This is a genomic window from Streptomyces sp. DH37, from assembly GCF_029813835.1.
Classification (GTDB): Bacteria; Actinomycetota; Actinomycetes; order Streptomycetales; family Streptomycetaceae; genus Streptomyces.
This window is the reverse complement of record NZ_JARVKV010000016.1, coordinates 1-18206: the sequence shown is the minus strand read 5'-3', so window position 1 is coordinate 18206 and position 18206 is coordinate 1. Positions and strand designations below refer to the sequence as shown.

The window sequence follows — 18206 nt, the reverse complement described above, 5'->3', positions numbered from 1 at the left end:
CCTCCCTGGCGAGCGGTGGAGTGCTGTGGCGCAGATGGCGGACGCATATCCAATCCACCCTTGGACAAAGGCAGTTGCCGGTCAAGGGGATCGGGGACACTCCGTGCTCCGGGGGACACGGGGCGTGCGCGAGCGCGGCCCGTGTCCGAAGTGACGTTCCGCTGGAACGGAAACCGGCCAAGAGCATCACACCCGGTTCGCGCTGGCGTACGCTCTGCATCACCTGCCGGGAGCGACGGGACGGCAGCCGTGGCGGCGGACGAAGAGCAGGGGCGCATGCACCGGGCGATGTTCGAACGGGAATCCGAACTCAGGGCTCTGGACGACGCGTTGACCGACCTGGCCGCGGGCACCGGGAACCTGCTGGCCTTCGCCGGGGAGGCCGGTCTGGGCAAGACCTCCCTGCTGGCCGAGGTCCGCAGGCGCGCCGCCGCACGGGGATGCACCGTCCTGTCGGCGCGCGGCGGCGAGCAGGAGCAGGAACTGCCCTTCCACACCGTCCGCCAGCTCGTCCAGCCGGTCCTCGCCGCCGTCGGCGAGGACGAGCACCGCCGGCTGCTGGGCGGCTGGTACGACATCGTGGCCCCGGCCGTCGGCCTGGTGGCGCCCGGGGGCGGCGGCGCGCCCGACCCCCAGGGCGTGCGCGACGGACTCGACTGGGTCGTCACCCGCTTCGCCGTACGCCACCGCCCCGTCGTGATGGTCCTCGACGACGCCCACTGGATCGACGCAGAGTCCCTGGCCTGGCTGACCTCCTTCGCGCCCCGGGCCGAGGAACTGCCGATGCTGATCGTCGTCGCCTACCGGCCCGACGAACGCCCCTACCGCGCCGCGCCCTTCCAGGCGCTGGCCGGGCGGCACGGCTCGCGCCCCTTCGACCTGATGGCCCTGACCCCGCAGGCGGTCGCCCGGCTGGTGCGCGGCGCCCTCGGCGAGGGCGCCGACGACGTCTTCTGCCGCGAGTGCTGGGCCGTCACCGGCGGGAACCCCTTCGAGGTCATGGAACTGACCGCCAAGGTCGCCGACCGCCGCCTCAAGCCCCAGTGCGAGAACGTCGCCGAACTGCGCGAGCTGGCCACCACCGTCCGGGGCAGCGGACTCGTCGAGCGCCTGGAGCGCCTGGGCACCTCGGCCGTCCGCCTGGCCTGGGCCGCCGCGGTGCTCGGCACCGAGATATCCCCCTCCCTCGCCGCGGGCGTCGCCGGACTGGGGCCCGAGGAGGCCGCCGAGGCCCGCGCCCGGCTGACCGCGGCCCGCGTCCTCACCGGCGGCGAGGAGGGGCGGCCGCTGCGGTTCTTCCACCCGCTGGTCGCCACCGCCGTCTACCAGTCCATCCCGGCCGCCCTGCGCGTGGCCCTCCACGGCCAGGCCGCCGCGGTCGTCGCCGACGCCGGGCACGGCTCCACGGCCGCCGCGCGCCACCTGCTGGAGGTCCACCCCGAGGGCGACCCGGCGGTCGTCGCCGCCCTGCGCGGGGCCGCCGCCGAGTACCTGCGCGCCGGAGCGCCCGAAGCGGCCCAGCGCTGCCTGGAGCGCGCCCTGCGGGAACCGCCGGGGCCGGACGAGAGGGCCGCCGTCCTCTACGAGCTGGGCCGCGCCGCCCTCCCCACCCAGCCCGCCGCCACCGTCAACCACCTGCGGGCCGCCCTGGAGGAGCCGGGCCTGGGCCCCGAGCTGCGCGAGGCCGTCACCTGCCGGCTGGCCCAGGCACTCGGCCACAGCGGCCGGATGGACGAGGCCGCCGAGGCCGTCGCCCGCGAGGCGCGGCGGGCCGCCACCGCCCGCACCCGGCTGCGGATGCTGGCCGAGCAGTTCATGTGGAACGCCTTCCGCGCCGACGAACCCGACTCGCCCGCCCGCTCGCGCCGCCTGGCCAGGATCGCCGACCACCTCACCGGCCGCGGCATGGCCGAGCGCTACCTCTTCGGCCTGCGCGCCTGGGACGCGGTGGTGCGCGGGGAGCCCGCCGCCACCGCGCTGCACTTCGCCGAGGAGGCCCTGGGCCCCGGCCTGAGCTGGACGGACGAGGACTGGGGCTTCGAGGTGCCCGTCATGGCCGCCCTGACGTTCATGTACTGCGACCGGCCGGGCAGGGCCGAGGAGCTCTTCGCCGAGGGCATCGCCGAGTGCGAGCGCAAGGGCTGGCGCGGCTCCCACCTGGCGTTCGGCTTCACCCTCCTGGGTTACATCCGCTACCGGCGGGGACGGCTGGCCGAGGCCGAGGGCCTGGTGCGGGAGGGGCTGCGCATCGCCGACCGCGTCGGCCACGGGGCCCCCGCGCAGCTCGCCGCGATCGGCACCCTGGTGGAGACCCTGATCGCCCGCGGACGCGCCGAGGAGGCCCGGGACGTCGCCGCGCGGTACGACTACGGCTCCGCCGTCCCCAGGGCCGTGGTCTACCCCGACGCCCAGGCCGTCCACGGCGAACTGCTGCTGGCCGGCGGGCGCGGGCGGGACGCCGAGCACGAACTGACCCGGGTCGGCGCACGCCTGGACCCGCGCGGCATGCGCAACCCCTCCTGGTGTCCCTGGCAGCAGCACCTCGCCCTCGCGATCAGGGGCACCGAGCCCCGGCGGGCGGCCTCCCACGCCGCCGAGTCGGTCGAGCGCGCCCGCCAGTTCGGCACCGCCTCCGCGATCGGCCAGGCGCTGCGGTGCGCCGCCGAGGTCGCCGGCGGCCCGGAGGAGGTGGCGCTCCTGCGCGAGGCCGTCGACCACCTCGAGCGCTCACCGGCGTCGTACGAGCTGGCCCGCGCCCTGGTCGGCCACGGGGCCGCGCTGTGCCGCGCCGGCCTGCCGCACGAGGCGGCCGACCAGCTCTACCGGGGCCTGGAGACGGCCGTGCACTGCGGCGCCGACGCACTGGCCGCCCGCGCCCGCGCGGAGCTGACCGCCGCCGGACTGCGGCCGCTGGAGCTGCGGTACGGCGAGAGCGAGACCCTCACCGCCCGGGAGCGCACCGCGGCCGAGTGCGCCGTGCGCGGTCTGGCGGACGCGGCGATCGCCCGGGAGATGGGCGTGCGGGAGCAGGCCGTGACCCGGCTGCTGTCGGCGGTCTACCGCAAGCTCGGCACCGACCGGGCCGGGCTCGCCGGGGTCCTCGGGCGGAGCTAGGGCGGGGCCGGAACGGAGCCGGGGCGGGGCCGCGCGTCCCGGCCGTACGGCCGCCGCGCCCGCCGCGGGAGGGGGCGCGGGCGGAGGGTCCGCGGCGGCACCGGGCCCGTACCATGGCCGCATGTCCTTTCTCCGCCGCCGCAGCGCCGCCACACCCGCCGGACCCGACTTCGACGTGCTGGCCATGGACCCGGGGGACTGGCCCGGCAACCTCGGCGCCGGGCTGCTGCCCGCGCCGGACGGGAGCTGCCAGGGCGTCTTCCTGCGCTACGACCTGTTCGGCGGGCGCGGACCGGCCATGATCATCGGAAACCTGCCGGAGGGCTCCCAGGCCCGCGAGACGGCCGAGGGCCAGGTGCCGTTCGAGGTCGCGCAGCTGCTGGCGGCGCTGGAGAACGACGAGGAGGTCACCGTCACCGGGACGGAGGAGAGCCCGGTGATGCTGGACGACAACCTCCTGATCGTGCGGCGGATCCTGTGCTCGGAGACCCGGATCTCCTGCGTCCAGTTCGACCGCAGCGACGGTGTGCTGGTCACCATCGCCAGCTGGGACCGGCCGATCACCGAGGACCTCTACCAGCTGCTGAAGCCGCTGCCCGCGGAGCTGTTCCAGCGCTGAGGCGCCGGCTGTACGGGCGGGCACAGACGGGCACGGGCGGGCTGGAACAGGCGGGACACAGGAGGGGAGGGGCGCTCCGGGCGCCCCTCCCCTCCGCCGTGTGCCCGGCCCGTCACGTCACCGCCGGGCGGGCCGCACCGTGACGTCGGCCGCCTTGACGAAGGCCACCCGGTGCCCGAGCTGGATCTGGTAGTACTCCTCCTCGCCCCGGACCACCACGTGGCCGGCGGGGTCGAAGGTCTTGGCGTAGTAGTACTCGCCCTTCGTCCGCAGCCCCAGCGCGTACGCCTGGCCCGCCTTCACCGTGTACGGCAGCGGCGAGACCGCCTGCGCCGGGATCCCCTCGGGGTAGGCGGACGCCTCCGGGTAGGCGCGGCCGTAGACGGGCACCGACTCGGCGCCCTCCTTCGGGGTGACGACCCAGCCCCGGGTGTCCACCGCGGTCGGACGGTCGGCGGGGTTGTGGAACCAGGCCTTCTGGCCGAGGTACCAGATCGCCGTCCACTCGCCCCGGCGCTCGGCCACCGCGTACCGCTGGCCGGTCGAGGCACGGGCGCCGGTGTCGTTGACGCCGGTGGTGGAGTCGCCGCCGCCCGGCCGCAGCCCGGCGTCCTTCACCAGCGGGGCGTCGGCGCTCGGCCCGGTGTGCAGCCGCACCGCGCCCGAACCGTGCGGCGGGCACGGCTGCCCGGAGCCGTCGCAGCGGGTGTAGACCGGCTTGTGCTCGTCGTAGTCGGGCCGGACGGTCACCAGCTCCGAACCCGGCCCGGCCGTGGGGTGGAAGGGCGCGCCCAGCAGCGTGAAGTAGTGCTGCCAGTCCCAGTACGGGCCGGGGTCGGTGTGCATGCCGGGGATGTTGGCGGACGTCACGCCGGGCACGTTGTCGTGCCCGATGATGTGCTGCCGGTCCAGCGGGATGTCGTGGACGCGGGCCAGGTACCGCACCAGCCGCGCCGAGGTGCGGTACATGGCCTCGGTGTACCAGGCGTCGGGAGCGGTCAGGAAGCCCTCGTGCTCCAGGCCGACCGACTTGGCGTTGACGTACCAGTTGCCCGCGTGCCAGGCCACGTCCTCGGTGGGCACGTGCTGGGCGATGTGGCCGTCGGAGGCGCGCAGGGAGTAGTGCCAGGAGACGTACTTCGGGTTGCGCACCAGCTTCAGGGTGGTGTCCCAGGTCGCCTCGGTGTCGTGCACCACGATGTAGTCGATCTTCTGCGACCGGGGGCGGTCCGCCTGGTCGTGGTTGCCGTAGTTCGGCGAGCCGTCGGCGTTGGCGTACTCCTCGTAGGGCGCCGGGATCCACTCGCACGAGACGGACTTCGGGCACTCCACCGGCCCGTCGCTCCCGGAGGACGCCGGACGCAGGTCCGGGCCGTCCAGCTGCGCGGTGTCCGGTGCCAGGTCCGGGTCGCCCTCCAGCGCCACGCGCTGGCCGGAGTCGGTGGTGCGCCGCTCGCCCTCGCGGAGCACGTCGAAGACCTCGTCGGCGAAGACCCCGGCGGCCCGCGCGTCCCCGGAGCCCGGGTAGCGCGCCACGGCTCCGTACCACTGGGCGGGGTCGTCGCTGAGCGGCAGGCCCAGCTCCTTCTGGGCGGCGGCCAGCAGCGCCGCGCCGCCGGCGACGTTGGCGGCCGGGTCCCGCCGCAGCTCGTCCTCGCTCAGCCCGGTCAGCTCGGCGGCCCGCTCCAGGGTGCGCAGCCGGGCGGGCAGCGCGGCGGGATCGGGCAGCGCGTCGTGGGCCCGCCTGACGGCGCGGGAGGTGTCGCCGCGCGCGTCCTCGGCGCCGTGGCTGTGGTGCGGGTCCTCGGCCAGGGCGGTGCGCGCGTCGGTCAGGTGCATCGGCCCGTACCCGCCCGAGACGCTGGGCGCGCCGCGGTGGCCGTCCCAGCGGGACTGCAGGTACGACACCCCCAGCAGCACGCTCTCGGGCACCTGGTACCGGTCGGCTGCGCGGGCGAACGCCTCCTGCAGCGAGCCCGGCTCCCGCCCTCCGGCGCTGGCGGTCGCCCCCGCCGGGAGGAGGGGCAGCAGCAGGGCGGCGACCGAGGCGGCGGTGAGCGCCCGCAGCCGCCGGCGGGCGGGTCCGGACGGGGGCGCCGGCGGACGGGCGGGGACGGGTCCTGGCAAGACGGCCTCCTGTGGGTACGCCGCGGGGGCGCGGGACGGGACTGCCCACAGGGGTATCGGCTGGCCGACGATCCGTCAACGACCGGCGGCCGAACCGAAGGGCGGGGAATCCGCGCACGTCAGAGGCCATGTGGGGGAGGCTTCACTCCGGAGTGGCCCCGGGCCTGCGCGGCGTCACAGGTCCAGCCCGGTGGCGCTCCGCGGACGACCGCGGAAACGTACCGCCGGACCGGACCGGACCGGACCCGCGACGCCGCGCGACCGGGTGCGGCGGAGTCAGCGGGTGCCCACCGCCGCCCGCACCGCGCGCCGGGCCATCGCGCAGTCGTCGTGCAGCCGGCGCAGCAGCAGCCGCTGCTCCTCGCCGGTGCTCATCTGGCCGGACCGTTCGCCGCCCGCGGCCGGGCCCGGATCCCGCATGGCGCGCTGCACGGCCGTCTCGCAGGACCGGATCTCCCGGGTGAGGACGAGCATCAGGTTCACCAGGAAGGCGTCCCGCGCGTCGCGGCCCGCCGCCTGCGCGAGCTGGCTGACCCGGCGGCGCGCCGCCGGGCTGTCGCCCAGCACCGACCACAGGGTGGCGAGGTCGTAGCCGGGCAGGTACCAGCCCGCGTGCTCCCAGTCCAGCAGCACCGGACCGGCCGGGGACACCAGCACGTTGGTCAGCAGGGCGTCGCCGTGGCAGAACTGCCTCCGGCCGCCGCCGCGCGCCAGACCGTGCAGCAGCTTCCGCAGGTCGCTCAGGTCACGGTCCGTCAGGAGCCCCAGCTCGTGGTAGCGCGCGATCCGCAGCCCGTAGTCGACGGGGGCGTCGAACCGGTCCGCGGGCGGCTGCCAGGCGTTCACCCGGCGGACCGCGCCCAGCACCGAGCGCAGGTCGGCCGGCGACGGCGGCTCCAGGGGGTGCCGCTGGAGCGCCACCGGACGGCCCGGGGCCCGCTCGGCGACCAGGGCGCAGGCGTCCGGATCGGCGGCGATGAGCCGGGGCACCCGCACCGGCGGCCGGTGGCGCACGAAGGCGCGGTAGACCGCTATTTCGCGCCGGAACCGCTCGACCCGCGCGGGCGAGTGGTCCAGCAGGCACTTGGCGACCGCGGGACCGCGCCCGACGGTGCCGACCAGGAGCACCGAGCGCCCGCCGCGGCGCATCACCTGCACCGGCTGGAACTCCGGGCAGATCCGGTGCACCGAGGCGATGGCGGTGCGCAGTCGCGCGCCCTGCGGACCGGACAGGTCCAGCCTCCCTCCGATCGGTGGGGTCAGCGGGCCGTGCGCCCGGCGCGGCCCGGGAAGGCCGGCGACCGCCGGCGGGGTGCGCATCGGTTCGGGACGGACGGTGCCGTACTGCTGTCGCGGACGCGGCCGGGCCGGGGCTGACACGGGGGACGGTGTTGGATGCATGGACGAGCCGGATCCCTTCGTGCGCCGACAGGTTGCCGCGCCACCCGGCCGGCCGGGGCCGTGACGCACCCTGGGGAATGCGGGGACCGGCGGCCGGACGGGATGGCGCGTTTCTACAGCACACCCGGGTACGGGTGGCACACCATCTGGCGGACCCTGGCGAACCCTGGCGAATCCCCGCGCGCCCCTTTGACGGCGGTCCACGAGGGCTACTGTCAACTCAGCCGAGAACCTGGGGGCTTGATCGTGACCAAGGGACCCAACACCCGCCTCGCGGACCTGTTCGGCCTCACCGGCTGGTCCAAGGGCGAGCTCGCCCGGCGCGTGAACCGGCAGGCGGCGGCCATGGGCCATCCGCAGCTGGCGACCGACACCTCCCGGGTGAGGCGCTGGATCGACATGGGGGAGACCCCGCGCGATCCGGTGCCGAAGGTGCTGGCGACCCTGTTCACCGAGCGACTCGGCCGTGTCGTGACCATCGAGGACCTCGGGTTCAGTCGATCAGGGTCGGCAGGGAGACGGCAGTCCGTCCACGGACTGCCGTGGGCCCCCGAGCAGACCGCCGCGGTCCTCACCGAATTCACGGGAATGGACCTCATGCTCAACCGACGCGGCTTGGTGGGCGCGGGCGCCGCGCTCACCGCAGGATCGGCGCTCAGCAGCGCCCTGTACGACTGGCTCCGGAACGACCCGGCCCCGGCCGCGGGCGTTCCCCGGCCCGACGGCCCCCTCGCGGCCGACCCCGTCTCCTCCGACCGCTACGAGGCCGCGCCCGTCGGCTCCGAGGAGGTCGAGTCCCTGGAACGCTCCGTGGAGGTGTTCCGCGCCTGGGACGCGGCCCGCGGCGGGGGTCTCCAGCGCAAGGCGGTGGTGGGCCAGCTCAACGAGGTGGGCGGCATGCTCGCCTACCGCCACCCGCCGCACATCCAGCGGCGGCTGTGGGGGGTGGCGGCCAACCTGGCGGTGCTCGCCGGGTGGATGTCCCACGACGTCGGCCTGGAGCCCACCGCCCAGAAGTACTTCGTCATCGCCGCGCACGCGGCCCGCGAGGGCGGCGACCGGCCGCGCGCCGGGGAGGCCGTCTCCCGGGCCGCGCGCCAGATGGTGCACCTGGGACGGCCCGACGAGGCCCTGGACCTGATGAAGCTGGCCAAGGCCGGCTGCGGCGAGGAGACCCTGCCGCGCACCCGCGCCATGCTGTGCACCATCGAGGCGTGGGCCCAGGCGTCCATGGGGCGCGGCCAGGCGATGCGGCGCACCCTGGGCCGGGCCGAGGAGCTGTTCGTCTCGGACGGGGGGGACGTGCCGCCGCCCAGCTGGATGCAGCTGTTCCGCGAGGCCGACCTGCACGGGATGCAGGCGCTGGCGTACCGCACCCTCGCCGAGCACGAGCCCTCGGCGGCGAAGACGGCCGAGCGGCACGCCAAGGAGGCGCTGAAGTACCGGGAGCGGGAGAACGGCCGCGAGCGGTCGAAGATCTTCGACTACATCTCGCTCGCCTCGGCCTGCTTCATCGCCGACGACCCCGAGCAGGCGGACCGCTACGCGCGGCTGGCCCTGGTCACCATCGGGAACACCTCCTCCCACCGCACCTGGGACCGGCTGCGGGAGATGTACCGGCTCACCGGGCGGTACGCCGGCTCCTCCCGGATCGGGGACCTGCGCGAGGAGATCGAACTCGCCCTGCCCGCCGCTCCCAGGCCCCCCCGGGGCGGCGCCGCGGTGCCCGCGCCCCGGTGGGCGGAGGGCAGCGCGACGGTGTAGCGGGAGGGGGCGGCGGCGCCCGCCGCGCGGACGGCCACGGCCGGGGAGGGGACGACGGCCGGCACCACCACCGCCCCCTCCCGCCGCCCCCGTCTCCTCCTCGCACCCCCGCCCTCCCGCACGGAGTCGGCGCGGGCGCGGAGTCCCGGTATCCTTCGGCGGCCGGAGCGTCCACCGGCCGGAGACGGCCGGAGGCCGCGGAGGAACCGCAGGAAGAACGGGAGGGGAACCAGCGGTGTACGGCGAGGACACCGTGTGTCGGAAATCCCGTTGCCAGCCCCACACCCCGCACCGGATGCTGACCTTATGTTCGCCGATTCCGTCGATTCCGACATAGCGCCCAGCGGCACGCTGCTCGGCCTCCTCCAGAGGGGCCGCGGCGACGGCACGCTGCACGCTCTCGCGGCCCCGCGTGCCGAAGCGCTCGCCGCTCTGAGCCGCTGCCTGCGCTGTGACCCCCGGCGTGACTGGCAGCTCGAGCACCGCTCCCTGTACTACGCACGCCTCCACATGGAGCTGAACGCCGGCCTCGACGACATCGAGGACCACCTGTTCGCCCCCGCCGACCTCATCGACACCGGCGAGGAGCGCACCGGACTGGCCCTCTCCGTCCTCGGGCACCTGGCCTCCTACGGCGACCGCGGCGCGCTGCTGCTGCTGCGCCGCTACGCCGCGCACGGCGCCAACTGGCGCTGGGCCCTGGACGAACTGGCCGTCCGCGACGACGACGCCGGACTGCGTCCGCTCGGCCCCGCCGTCCTGGCGCGCTTCCCGCACACCCCCGAGGGCGACGCCGAACTGGCCGCGGCCGTCCGCGACGCCTTCGAACCGAGGCCCTGGCGGCTGTGGGCCGAGGACCCGACCCGCCCCGAACAGGGCAAACGCCTCGACCGCGCCCGTGAGCAGGGCTCCTTCGACCGCTGGCGGCGGCAGATGAGGCCCACCGGGCCGCGTCCCGGCTGGAGCGTGCGCGCGGTGCTCGACTGGGCCCAGGAGGGCGACCCGCTCCCCCACGGCCCCGCCTCCTCCACCTCCTCCGCATCCTTCCTCGTCTCCCCGTCCGCCGCCTCCTCCCCGGGGCGCGACCCCCGGCACCGCGAGGCCGCCGCGGCCCGCTGCCTGGCCGCCGTCGCCGGGCCGGAGGACCGCGCCGAACTGCTCGCCGCGGCCCGGTACGGCCCCGACACCGCGCGCGCCGTCGCCCTGCGCCACCTCGCCGAGCGCGGGGACCCCGAGGCCCTCGACCTGATCGAGGCCGCCGCGGGCGGCGCCTGCGACACCGCCGCCCGGGCCGCGCTGGACGCCTTCTCCCGGATGCGCGGCGCCGCCGCCCTGGAGCGCGCCCGCCGGTGGGCGCGGCGCGAGGACGCCCTCGGCGCGGCGGCCGCCGCGCTGCTCGCCTGCCACGGCGGGGAGCGGGACGCCCCGCTGGTGCTGGCCGGGCTGCGCCGCACCGTGCGCGCGGAGGGACCCGACTGCGACGCCCTGTGGCCGCTGGTCGACGGCGTCGGGCGGCTGGCCGTGCGCTGCGCCGCCCCCGTCCTGCGCCACGTCTACCGCGAGACCTCCTCCTCCCAGCTGCGCGGCCGGACGGCCCGCGCCCTGGCCGCCACCGACCCCTCCTTCGCGGCGGGCTTCGCCATCGAGTGCCTGTGGGACTGCGAGGAGTCCACCCGCGAGATCGCCGCCCGTCACGCCGCCACCGGCGACACCCGGGTCGTCGAACGGCTGAGGCGGCTGGCCGCCGACCCCGCCGAGGAGGCGGGGGTGCAGAGCGCGGTGCGGGGCCGGCTCGACTCCGGCGACCCGGCCCGCTGACCCCCGGCGCGGCCCCCTCCGGCCGGAACGGACCGCACGGGCCCGGCCGGAGGGGGCGCGTCCCCGCCGTTTCGATCTCTGTCAGTGCCAGCGCCTAATCTGTGCCACGTGACCACAGCCGTATCCGCCTCCTCCCCCGGCGCGGCCCGGCCCGCGCCGGGCCCGGCCGCCGACGAGGGCCTGGCCCGTCGCCTGAGGGCGCTGGCCTGCACCGCGCCCCTGCACGACCTGGACGCGCGCAAGGCCAACCTGGCCGGGGAGTACGGCACGTACTCGATGGCGGAGGTGGCCCTCGCCGCCATCGACCTGGTCACCCTGCACATGGACTTCGACACCGGCGCCGACCACGAGGAGATAGTGGCCCGGCTGCTGCCGCGGGTGGCCGCCCAGGCGCCGAGCCGTCCCGCCGCCGAGCACGAGCGGGTCGCCCGCTGGGTCCTGGAGAACCTGATCAACGTCGGCAGCGTCGACCGCGGCTTCCGCGCCGTCTACGGCACCTTCGGCCCCGACGGGGAGTACGTCCGGCGCGACTACGACTTCAAACTGATCGAGGAGGTGCCGGGCCCGGGCGGGGGCGTCTACCTGCGCACCACCGACGAGGCGGTCAACGTCCTGGTCGGCGCCCTCGACACGGACGTCACCAGCGCGCAGATCGCCGCCGAGGTCAAGCTGGAGGTGCTGGTCAGCCGGGGCCGCCTCGCCGACGCCCAGCTCGCCGCCGAGCAGGCCCGCTACCGCACCGTGCAGTACGCCGAGACGCTGCGCCGCACCCTGGAGGCCACCCGGCGCAACGTCCGCGCGGTCGACTGGCTCAACGCCGTCCCCGACATGATCGCCGAGGCGCTCGACCACGTCGCCGACCGCTACCGCCACGAGAACGCGATCCTCACCAACATCCGCAGGGCGCGCGACGAGGCCCCCTCCGACCGGAGCCCCGACCACAAGCTGCGCGCCGCCGAGCTGGTCGACATCGTCAAGGACTGCATCCGGCGCCACACCCAGCTCCAGTCCCGGCTGCTGGAGGCCGGCCCGCTCTTCCGCGCCGAGCAGGACCGGCAGGCGTTCGCCCCGCCCGCCGCCCGCGCCGGCCTGGACCTGTACGGGCAGCTGTTGGCGCCCCTGCTGCCGCTGCCGGTGGAGCGGGCCACCAAGGTCACCGACGCCTTCTTCGCCCGCGGCACCGGGCTGCGCGCCCCGGCCGCCGTACGGCTGGGGGACCTGGCCGAGCTGCTGCTGACCCCGCCCGCCCCCCGCGAGCACCTGGGCGCCGAGATGCCCGAGCCGGACCTGGTCGCCACCCCCGACGACAGCCGGTTCAGCGAGGAGCAGCTGGACGCCGCCAAGGAGCTGCTGGACCTGCCCGCCGACGCCCCCCGCAGGCTGTCGGGCCTGCTGGCCGAGGCCCGCCGCCGCGACCCCGACCTGCCCTACCTGGTGGCCCTGCTGGCGGTGCACGCCGCCAGCCCGCCGGTCGGCACCGCCTACCGGCAGGGCGAGCGGCGCCTGCTGTTCGCCGTGGACGACGGCGCGGAACTGGACGACCCGGAGTTCGGCGGCGCCGACCTCATCGTGGGCACGGCCCTGCTGGACGCGGCGGGCATGGCGGCGGACCGTACGGAGGTGGCATCGTGAACGAGTACGGCCGGTACGGCCCGTACGGCGAGCAGGACGGCCCGGGCGGCCACGGCGGGCAGGGCGCGGAGGGCGTCCCGGAGCCCGGCGAGCGGTCCGGCGGCCCCGCGGCCGGCCCCGTCACCCCGGCGGACGCCGCCGACGCCGCCCGGCTGGTCTCCTTCGGCCTCCAGCCCAAGCTGCCGCCCGCCCGCGACGCCGACTACGCCGAACTGCTGCGCCGCTACCGGGAGGAGCCCGCCTTCGCCCGGCTCGCCGACGCCGTCGCCACCGGACTCGGGCTGGTCGTGCTGGAGGTCTCGCCGCGCGCCGGGATGGCCGTCGCCGCCGCCGAGGACTCCGTCTTCGCCGTCCGGATGGGGGACTACGCCCGCCGCGCCACCGCCGACTCCGCCGACCGCTTCCTGCACGGCCTGGCCCATCTGGCCATCGCCGCCCTGGCCTTCCCGCGCCCCGAGGACCTGGCCGACGACGGCTACGTCGGCCGGATCTCCGTCAACGGGGTGGACGCCTTCGTGCGCCAGGCCTGCCGGCGGCTGGAGGAGCGCGCCGAGCGGGAGGGCGAGAACACCGACCCGGCCAGCGACGCGCCCGGCCTGGAGGCCGCCTGGCGGGTGTACGCGCGGCGCAGCGCCACCGGGGCCACCAAGGACGCCCGCCGGCTGGCCGGCTCCACCACCGGGATCGTGGCCAAGGCCGCCGCCTTCCTCGCCGACTCCGGGTTCCTCCAGCGCACCGGCGACGACGCGGGCGGCACCTACCGCACCACCGCCCGCTACCAGCTCCAGGTGCGCGACATGGCGGGCAGCGCCGCCATGTCCGAACTGCTGGAGCTGGGCATCGTCCCCGTCGGCGACGGCAGCGCCACCCTGCTGCCGCCCGCCGACGACACCGAGCCGGCCGCCGACGCCGGACTGCCCTTCCACTCCTCCTGACCGCCGCGCGGCGGACCCCGCGCACCGAAGCACACCGAACACACCGAACAACGAGAGCCCCGCCGCCATGTACGAGCTGTCCCGGATCCGCCTCTACTCCATCGGGCCCGCCGGTGCGCGCTACGCCGACACCGTGCTGGACCTGCGCGGGGTGGGCGAGCCGGTGCCCAGCCCCGCCCCCGCCCAGGCGGACTTCTTCGAGGACGAGCCGATCGGCCCGCCCCGCCGCCCCGCGCCCGCCGGCGTGCTCTTCCTGGAGAACGGCGGCGGCAAGTCCGTCCTCCTCAAGCTGATCTTCTCGGTGATGCTGCCCGGCCACCGCAACACCCTCGGCGGCGCCAGCTCCGGCGTGCTGCGCAAGTTCCTGCTGGCGGACGACTGCGGCCACGTCGCCCTGGAGTGGCAGCACACCCTCACCGGGGAGACCGTCGTCGTCGGCAAGGTCAGCGAGTGGCGGGGCCGCCAGGTCTCCAGCGACCCGCGGAAGTTCGCCGAGGCCTGGTACAGCTTCCGGCCCGGCCCCGGCATGAACCTGGACTCCCTGCCGGTGGCCGAGTCCACCGCGCTGCGGCCCGTCGCCGAGGGCGCCTCCGCCGCCCGCGGCCGGCGCCGCACCATGAAGGGCTTCCGCGACGTCCTGGTCGAGACGGGCAGGGCGTACCCGAACCTCGACGTGGTCTGGGAGGAGGTCCACGAGCGTTGGATCGAGCACCTGGGCCACCTCGGCCTCGACCCCGAGCTCTTCCGCTACCAGCGGGAGATGAACGCCGACGAGGGCGAGGCCGCCGGCCTGTTCGCGGTCAAGAACGACTCCGACTTCACCGACCTGCTGCTGCGCGCCGTCACGGACACCCGCGACACCGACGGGCTGGCCGACCTGGTGCACGGCTTCGCCCACAAGCTCGGCCGCCGTGCCGAACTCACCGCCGAGAAGGACTTCACCGCCGGATCGCTGGACCTGCTGCGGCGCATCGACGAGGCCGCCCGGCGGCGCGAGACGGCCCGCGCCGTCCACGCCGGAGCCGAGCAGCGCACCCGCACCCTCGCCCGGCGGCTGGCCGCCCGCGGCACCGAGGAACGCGGCCGGGCCGCCGAACTCGCCGAGCGGGCCGACCACGCCGCCCACGCCACCGCCGCGGCCGAACGCGACCGCGAGCGCGCCGCGCTCATCGCCGCCGAACTCGCCTACCGCCACGCCTCCCTGGCGCTGGCCGCCGGCGAGAGGGGCGCCGCGGCCCAGCGCCGGGAGCTGAGCGACGCCCGTACGCTGCACGCCGCGTGGCAGGCCACCGAGACCGTGCTGGCGCACCGCGCCGCCGCCGACCGCGCCGCCCGGGTCGCCGCCGCCATCCGCGAGGCCGAGCGCGACGCCGCCCCCGCGCTGGCCGCCCGCGCCCGCGCCGCCGCCGACCTCGTACGCGCCCTGCACGCCGCCGCCGAGCGGGCCGAGCACCTCGCGGCCGAGGAGGAGGCCCGCTCCACCGCCCTGCAGAGCGCGGGCGAGGCCGCCCACCGCGACGCCACCGCCGCCGCCACCGGGGCCCAGCGCGCCCGCAGCGAGAGCGAGCACCTGCGCCAGCGCCTGGCCGAGGTCGAACAGGAGACGGCCGAGGCCGTACGCGCCGGCTGGCTGGACGGCTCCGCGCCCGACGCCGACCCGGCCCGCGCCGCGCTGGCCGCCAGCGACGCCGAGAAGGCCGCCGTCGCCGCCTGGGAGACCGCGCGCGAGACCTCCCGCCGTACCGCCGAACGCGCCCAGGAGACCGCCGCGGCACTCTCCCGCGCCGAACTCGCCGCGGCCCGCGCCGCGGACGCCGCCGACGCGGCCGACTCCGCCTACGCCGCCGAGCGCCGCACCGCCGAGGCACTGGCCGGCGAGGAGCGCCTGGCCGAGCTGCTGGGCCTGCCCGGCGCCGGCGCCGGCCCCGGCACCCCGTCTCCCGGCCGGCGCGGCGCGGACCGGTCCGCGGCCCCGTACGGCCCCGGCCCGTCCGGCTCCTCCGGGGCGCTCGGCGCCGAGGAGCTCGACCGCAACGCCGAGACCCTGCGCGACCTGCTGGAGGAGTCGGTCGCCGCGGCCGAGCGCCAGCTGTTCGACCTGCGTACGGCCGCCGCCGACGACTCCCGCATCCTCGGCGCCCTCGGCGACGGCGGGCTGCTGCCGCCCGGTCCCGACGTCCTGGCCACCGTCGAGTACCTGGGCGAGCACGGCATCCCCGCCCTCCCCGGCTGGCGCTACCTCGCCCAGGCCGTGGACCCGTCCGACCACGCCGCCGTCCTGGCCGCCCGGCCCGAACTGGTCGACGGCGTCGTCATCACCGACCCCGCGAGCCACGCCCGCGCCCGTGAGGTCCTGGCCGGCGCCGCCCTGCTGCCCCGGTCGGCCGTCGCCGTCGGCACCGCCGCCGCGCTGCTGGCCCCCGTCCCCGCGCCCGGCGGCGACGAGGACGGCGGCGCCTCCGGCGTTTTCCTCGTACCGCCCAACCCGGCCATGCACGACGAGCGCGCCGCCGACGCCGAGCGCCGCCACCTGCGCGAACGCGCCGCCGCCCGCGACGAGGAGATCCGCGCCCTGGCGGCGAGGCTGTCCACCGACCGTTCCCTGGCCGCCCGGATCGCTTCCTGGCGCACCGGCTGCCCCCCCGGCCGCCTGGCCGAGCTGGCCGCCGGCGCCCGCGCCGCCGCCGAGGCCGCCGAGACGGCCCGGCAGCGGCTGGAGGAGGCCCGCGCCGCCGCGGCCGAGGCCGAGGAGACCGCCGCCGAGGCGGCCCGCGTACGCGAGGAGCGGCAGGAGCGCGCCCAGCAGGCCCGCCGTTCCGCCGACGCCCTGGCCGGGCTCGCCTTCCGGCTGCGCGAGCGCGCCAAGTGGCAGGCCCGGCTGCGGGAGCTGGCCGACGAGGCGGCCGAGGCCGAGGCCCGGGCCACCGTCTGCCTGGAGCGGGCCCGCGCCGCCGACGAGGACCGGCGCGCCGCCCAGCGCGCCGCCGACGACGCGCGCCGTACCGCCCGTGCGCTGCGCGCCGAGCGCGCCGAGATCGCGGGCGCCCCCGACGGCCCCGACACGCCCGACGCCGCCGCGGGCCCGGACGCCGCCGCGCCGCCCGCCGAGCCCCCCGCCTCCCTGCCCGCCCTGCGCGAGGCGTACCGCGCGGCCTCCCAGCTCTACGAGAAGGTCGGAGTCGGCGCCGACCTGCGCGCCGAGCAGGCCCGCGCCGAGAGCGACGAGGGCGCCGCGCGCGCCGCCCTGGACCGGCTCACCAACAAGGTCCGCACCCGCGCCGCCCAGCTCCTGGAGGGTCCCGACGGCGCCGACGGCCCCTCCCGGCAGGCCGCCGCCGCCCGCGCCGAGGCCCTGGTCCAGATGCTGGAGTCGCGCGCCTCGGCCGCCAGCGAGCAGCTCGGCCGGCTGCGCGGCGAGGCCGAACGCCTGGCTCCCGGCGAGGACCGGGAGGCCTACACCGAGCTGCCCGAGGAGCTCGTCCCCGCCGACGCCGAGCAGGCCCAGACCCTGCTGCGCGGCGCCAACTCCGAGCTGGCCGCCCGCACCGACGCGCTGGAGGCCGCGCGCGCCGCCCACGGCGAACTGGTCCGCGCCCAGCGCGCGGCCGAGGACGCGGCCGGAGCCTTCGAGGAACTGGCCGCCCTGCTCCGGGATCTGCTGCGCGACCCGCACGGCACGGGCGGCACCGGTCCGGAGGAGGGCGGGGAGCGGCCCGAGCCGTACGCGGACACCCTCGAGCAGGCCCGGCACGCGGCCGCCGAGGCCCGCCGCTCCCTGCGCGGCTGCGCCGCCGACCTCACCGCCGCGGAGTCGGCCGTGCGCGAAGCGAGCGACATCCTGGTGCGGCACGCCAACTCCACCCGCTACGAGCAGGTGCGCACCCCCGCCCGCCAGCAGATCCGCGAGCTGCCCGCCGCCGCCCTGCCCGACCACGCCGCCGCCTGGGCCGCCGCCTTCGAGCCCCGGCTGCGCGTCCTGACCGACGAGCTGGAGCAGCTGGAGCGCAACCGCGACAGCATCGTCGACCGGCTGCGCGGCCTGGTGGAGTCCTCGCTCACCACCCTGCGCTCCGCGCAGCGGCTCTCCCGGCTCCCGGAGGGCCTGGGGGAGTGGTCCGGGCAGGAGTTCCTGCGCATCCGCTTCGAGGACCCCGACCAGGCCAGCCTCACCGAGCGGCTGGGCGAGGTGATCGACGAGGCCACCCGGGCGGCCGTCCGCAGGAACTCCGACCTGCGCCGGGACGGCATGACGCTGCTGCTGCGCGGCGTCCACGCCGCCCTCCAGCCCCGCGGGGTGTCGGTGGAGATCCTCAAACCCGACGCGGTGCTGCGCGCCGAGCGGGTGCCGGTCGGCCAGATGGGCGACGTCTTCTCCGGCGGCCAGCTCCTGACCGCCGCCATCGCCCTGTACTGCACGATGGCCGCGCTGCGCAGCAACGACCGGGGCCGCGACAAGCACCGGCACGCGGGCACGCTCTTCCTCGACAACCCCATCGGCCGTGCCAACGCCACGTATCTGCTGGAGCTCCAGCGCGCGGTGGCCGACGCGCTGGGCGTCCAGCTCATCTACACCACCGGCCTGTTCGACACCACGGCGCTGGCGGAGTTCCCGCTGGTCATCCGGCTGCGCAACGACGCCGACCTGAGGGCGGGGCTGAAGTACATCAGCGTCGAGGAGCATCTGCGGCCCGGGCTGCCCCGGCAGGACCCGGAGGCGGAGCCGGTGCACGGCGAGATCACCGCCACCCGGATGTTCCGCCGCCCGCGCCGAGGCCCTGGTCCAGATGCTGGAGTCG

General features: G+C 76.9%; 9 protein-coding genes. 7 read left to right on the top strand and 2 right to left on the bottom strand.

The window, feature by feature from the left end; genetic code table 11:
- The first annotated feature begins 288 nt into the window (after positions 1–288).
- Positions 289–3114, top strand: a complete 2826-nt coding sequence (locus QC029_RS11145; RefSeq protein WP_336621576.1) for an AAA family ATPase — start codon at positions 289–291, stop codon at positions 3112–3114.
- 121 nt (positions 3115–3235) lie between these two features.
- A complete protein-coding gene (locus QC029_RS11140; RefSeq protein WP_279555393.1) occupies positions 3236–3733 on the top strand; it encodes a hypothetical protein in 498 nt (165 codons plus the stop codon).
- Between the two features lie 117 nt (positions 3734–3850).
- Here QC029_RS11140 and QC029_RS11135 read toward each other — a convergent pair whose 3' ends face one another.
- Both QC029_RS11135 and QC029_RS11130 read right to left on the bottom strand, forming a co-directional pair.
- On the bottom strand, positions 3851–5800 hold the full coding sequence (locus QC029_RS11135; protein ID WP_279555482.1) for an N-acetylmuramoyl-L-alanine amidase: 1950 nt from the start codon (positions 5798–5800) through the stop codon (positions 3851–3853).
- 336 nt (positions 5801–6136) lie between these two features.
- Positions 6137–7261 carry an aminoglycoside phosphotransferase family protein gene (locus QC029_RS11130; protein ID WP_279555392.1) on the bottom strand — a complete coding sequence of 375 codons (1125 nt, stop codon included), beginning with the start codon at positions 7259–7261 and terminating at the stop codon, positions 6137–6139.
- A 246-nt stretch (positions 7262–7507) separates the two neighbouring features.
- Here QC029_RS11130 and QC029_RS11125 point away from each other — a divergent pair, with 246 nt between their 5' ends.
- The 5 genes from QC029_RS11125 to QC029_RS11105 form a co-directional block, all read left to right on the top strand.
- Entirely contained in the window at positions 7508–9025 is a 1518-nt protein-coding gene (locus QC029_RS11125) for a hypothetical protein (RefSeq protein WP_279555480.1), read from the top strand.
- Positions 9026–9331: 306 nt separating this feature from the next.
- Complete coding sequence (locus QC029_RS11120; RefSeq protein ID WP_279555391.1) at positions 9332–10843, top strand: HEAT repeat domain-containing protein; 1512 nt, start codon at positions 9332–9334, stop codon at positions 10841–10843.
- A gap of 108 nt (positions 10844–10951) precedes the next feature.
- Positions 10952–12475, top strand: coding sequence for a hypothetical protein (locus QC029_RS11115; protein WP_279555390.1), 1524 nt, complete (start codon positions 10952–10954; stop codon positions 12473–12475).
- On the top strand, positions 12472–13410 hold the full coding sequence (locus QC029_RS11110; RefSeq protein ID WP_279555389.1) for a hypothetical protein: 939 nt from the start codon (positions 12472–12474) through the stop codon (positions 13408–13410). The genes QC029_RS11115 and QC029_RS11110 overlap by 4 nt, the downstream gene beginning before the upstream one ends.
- 67 nt (positions 13411–13477) lie before the next feature.
- Positions 13478–18206 (top strand): hypothetical protein (locus QC029_RS11105; protein WP_279555388.1); only part of this gene is annotated, 4729 nt, incomplete at its 3' end.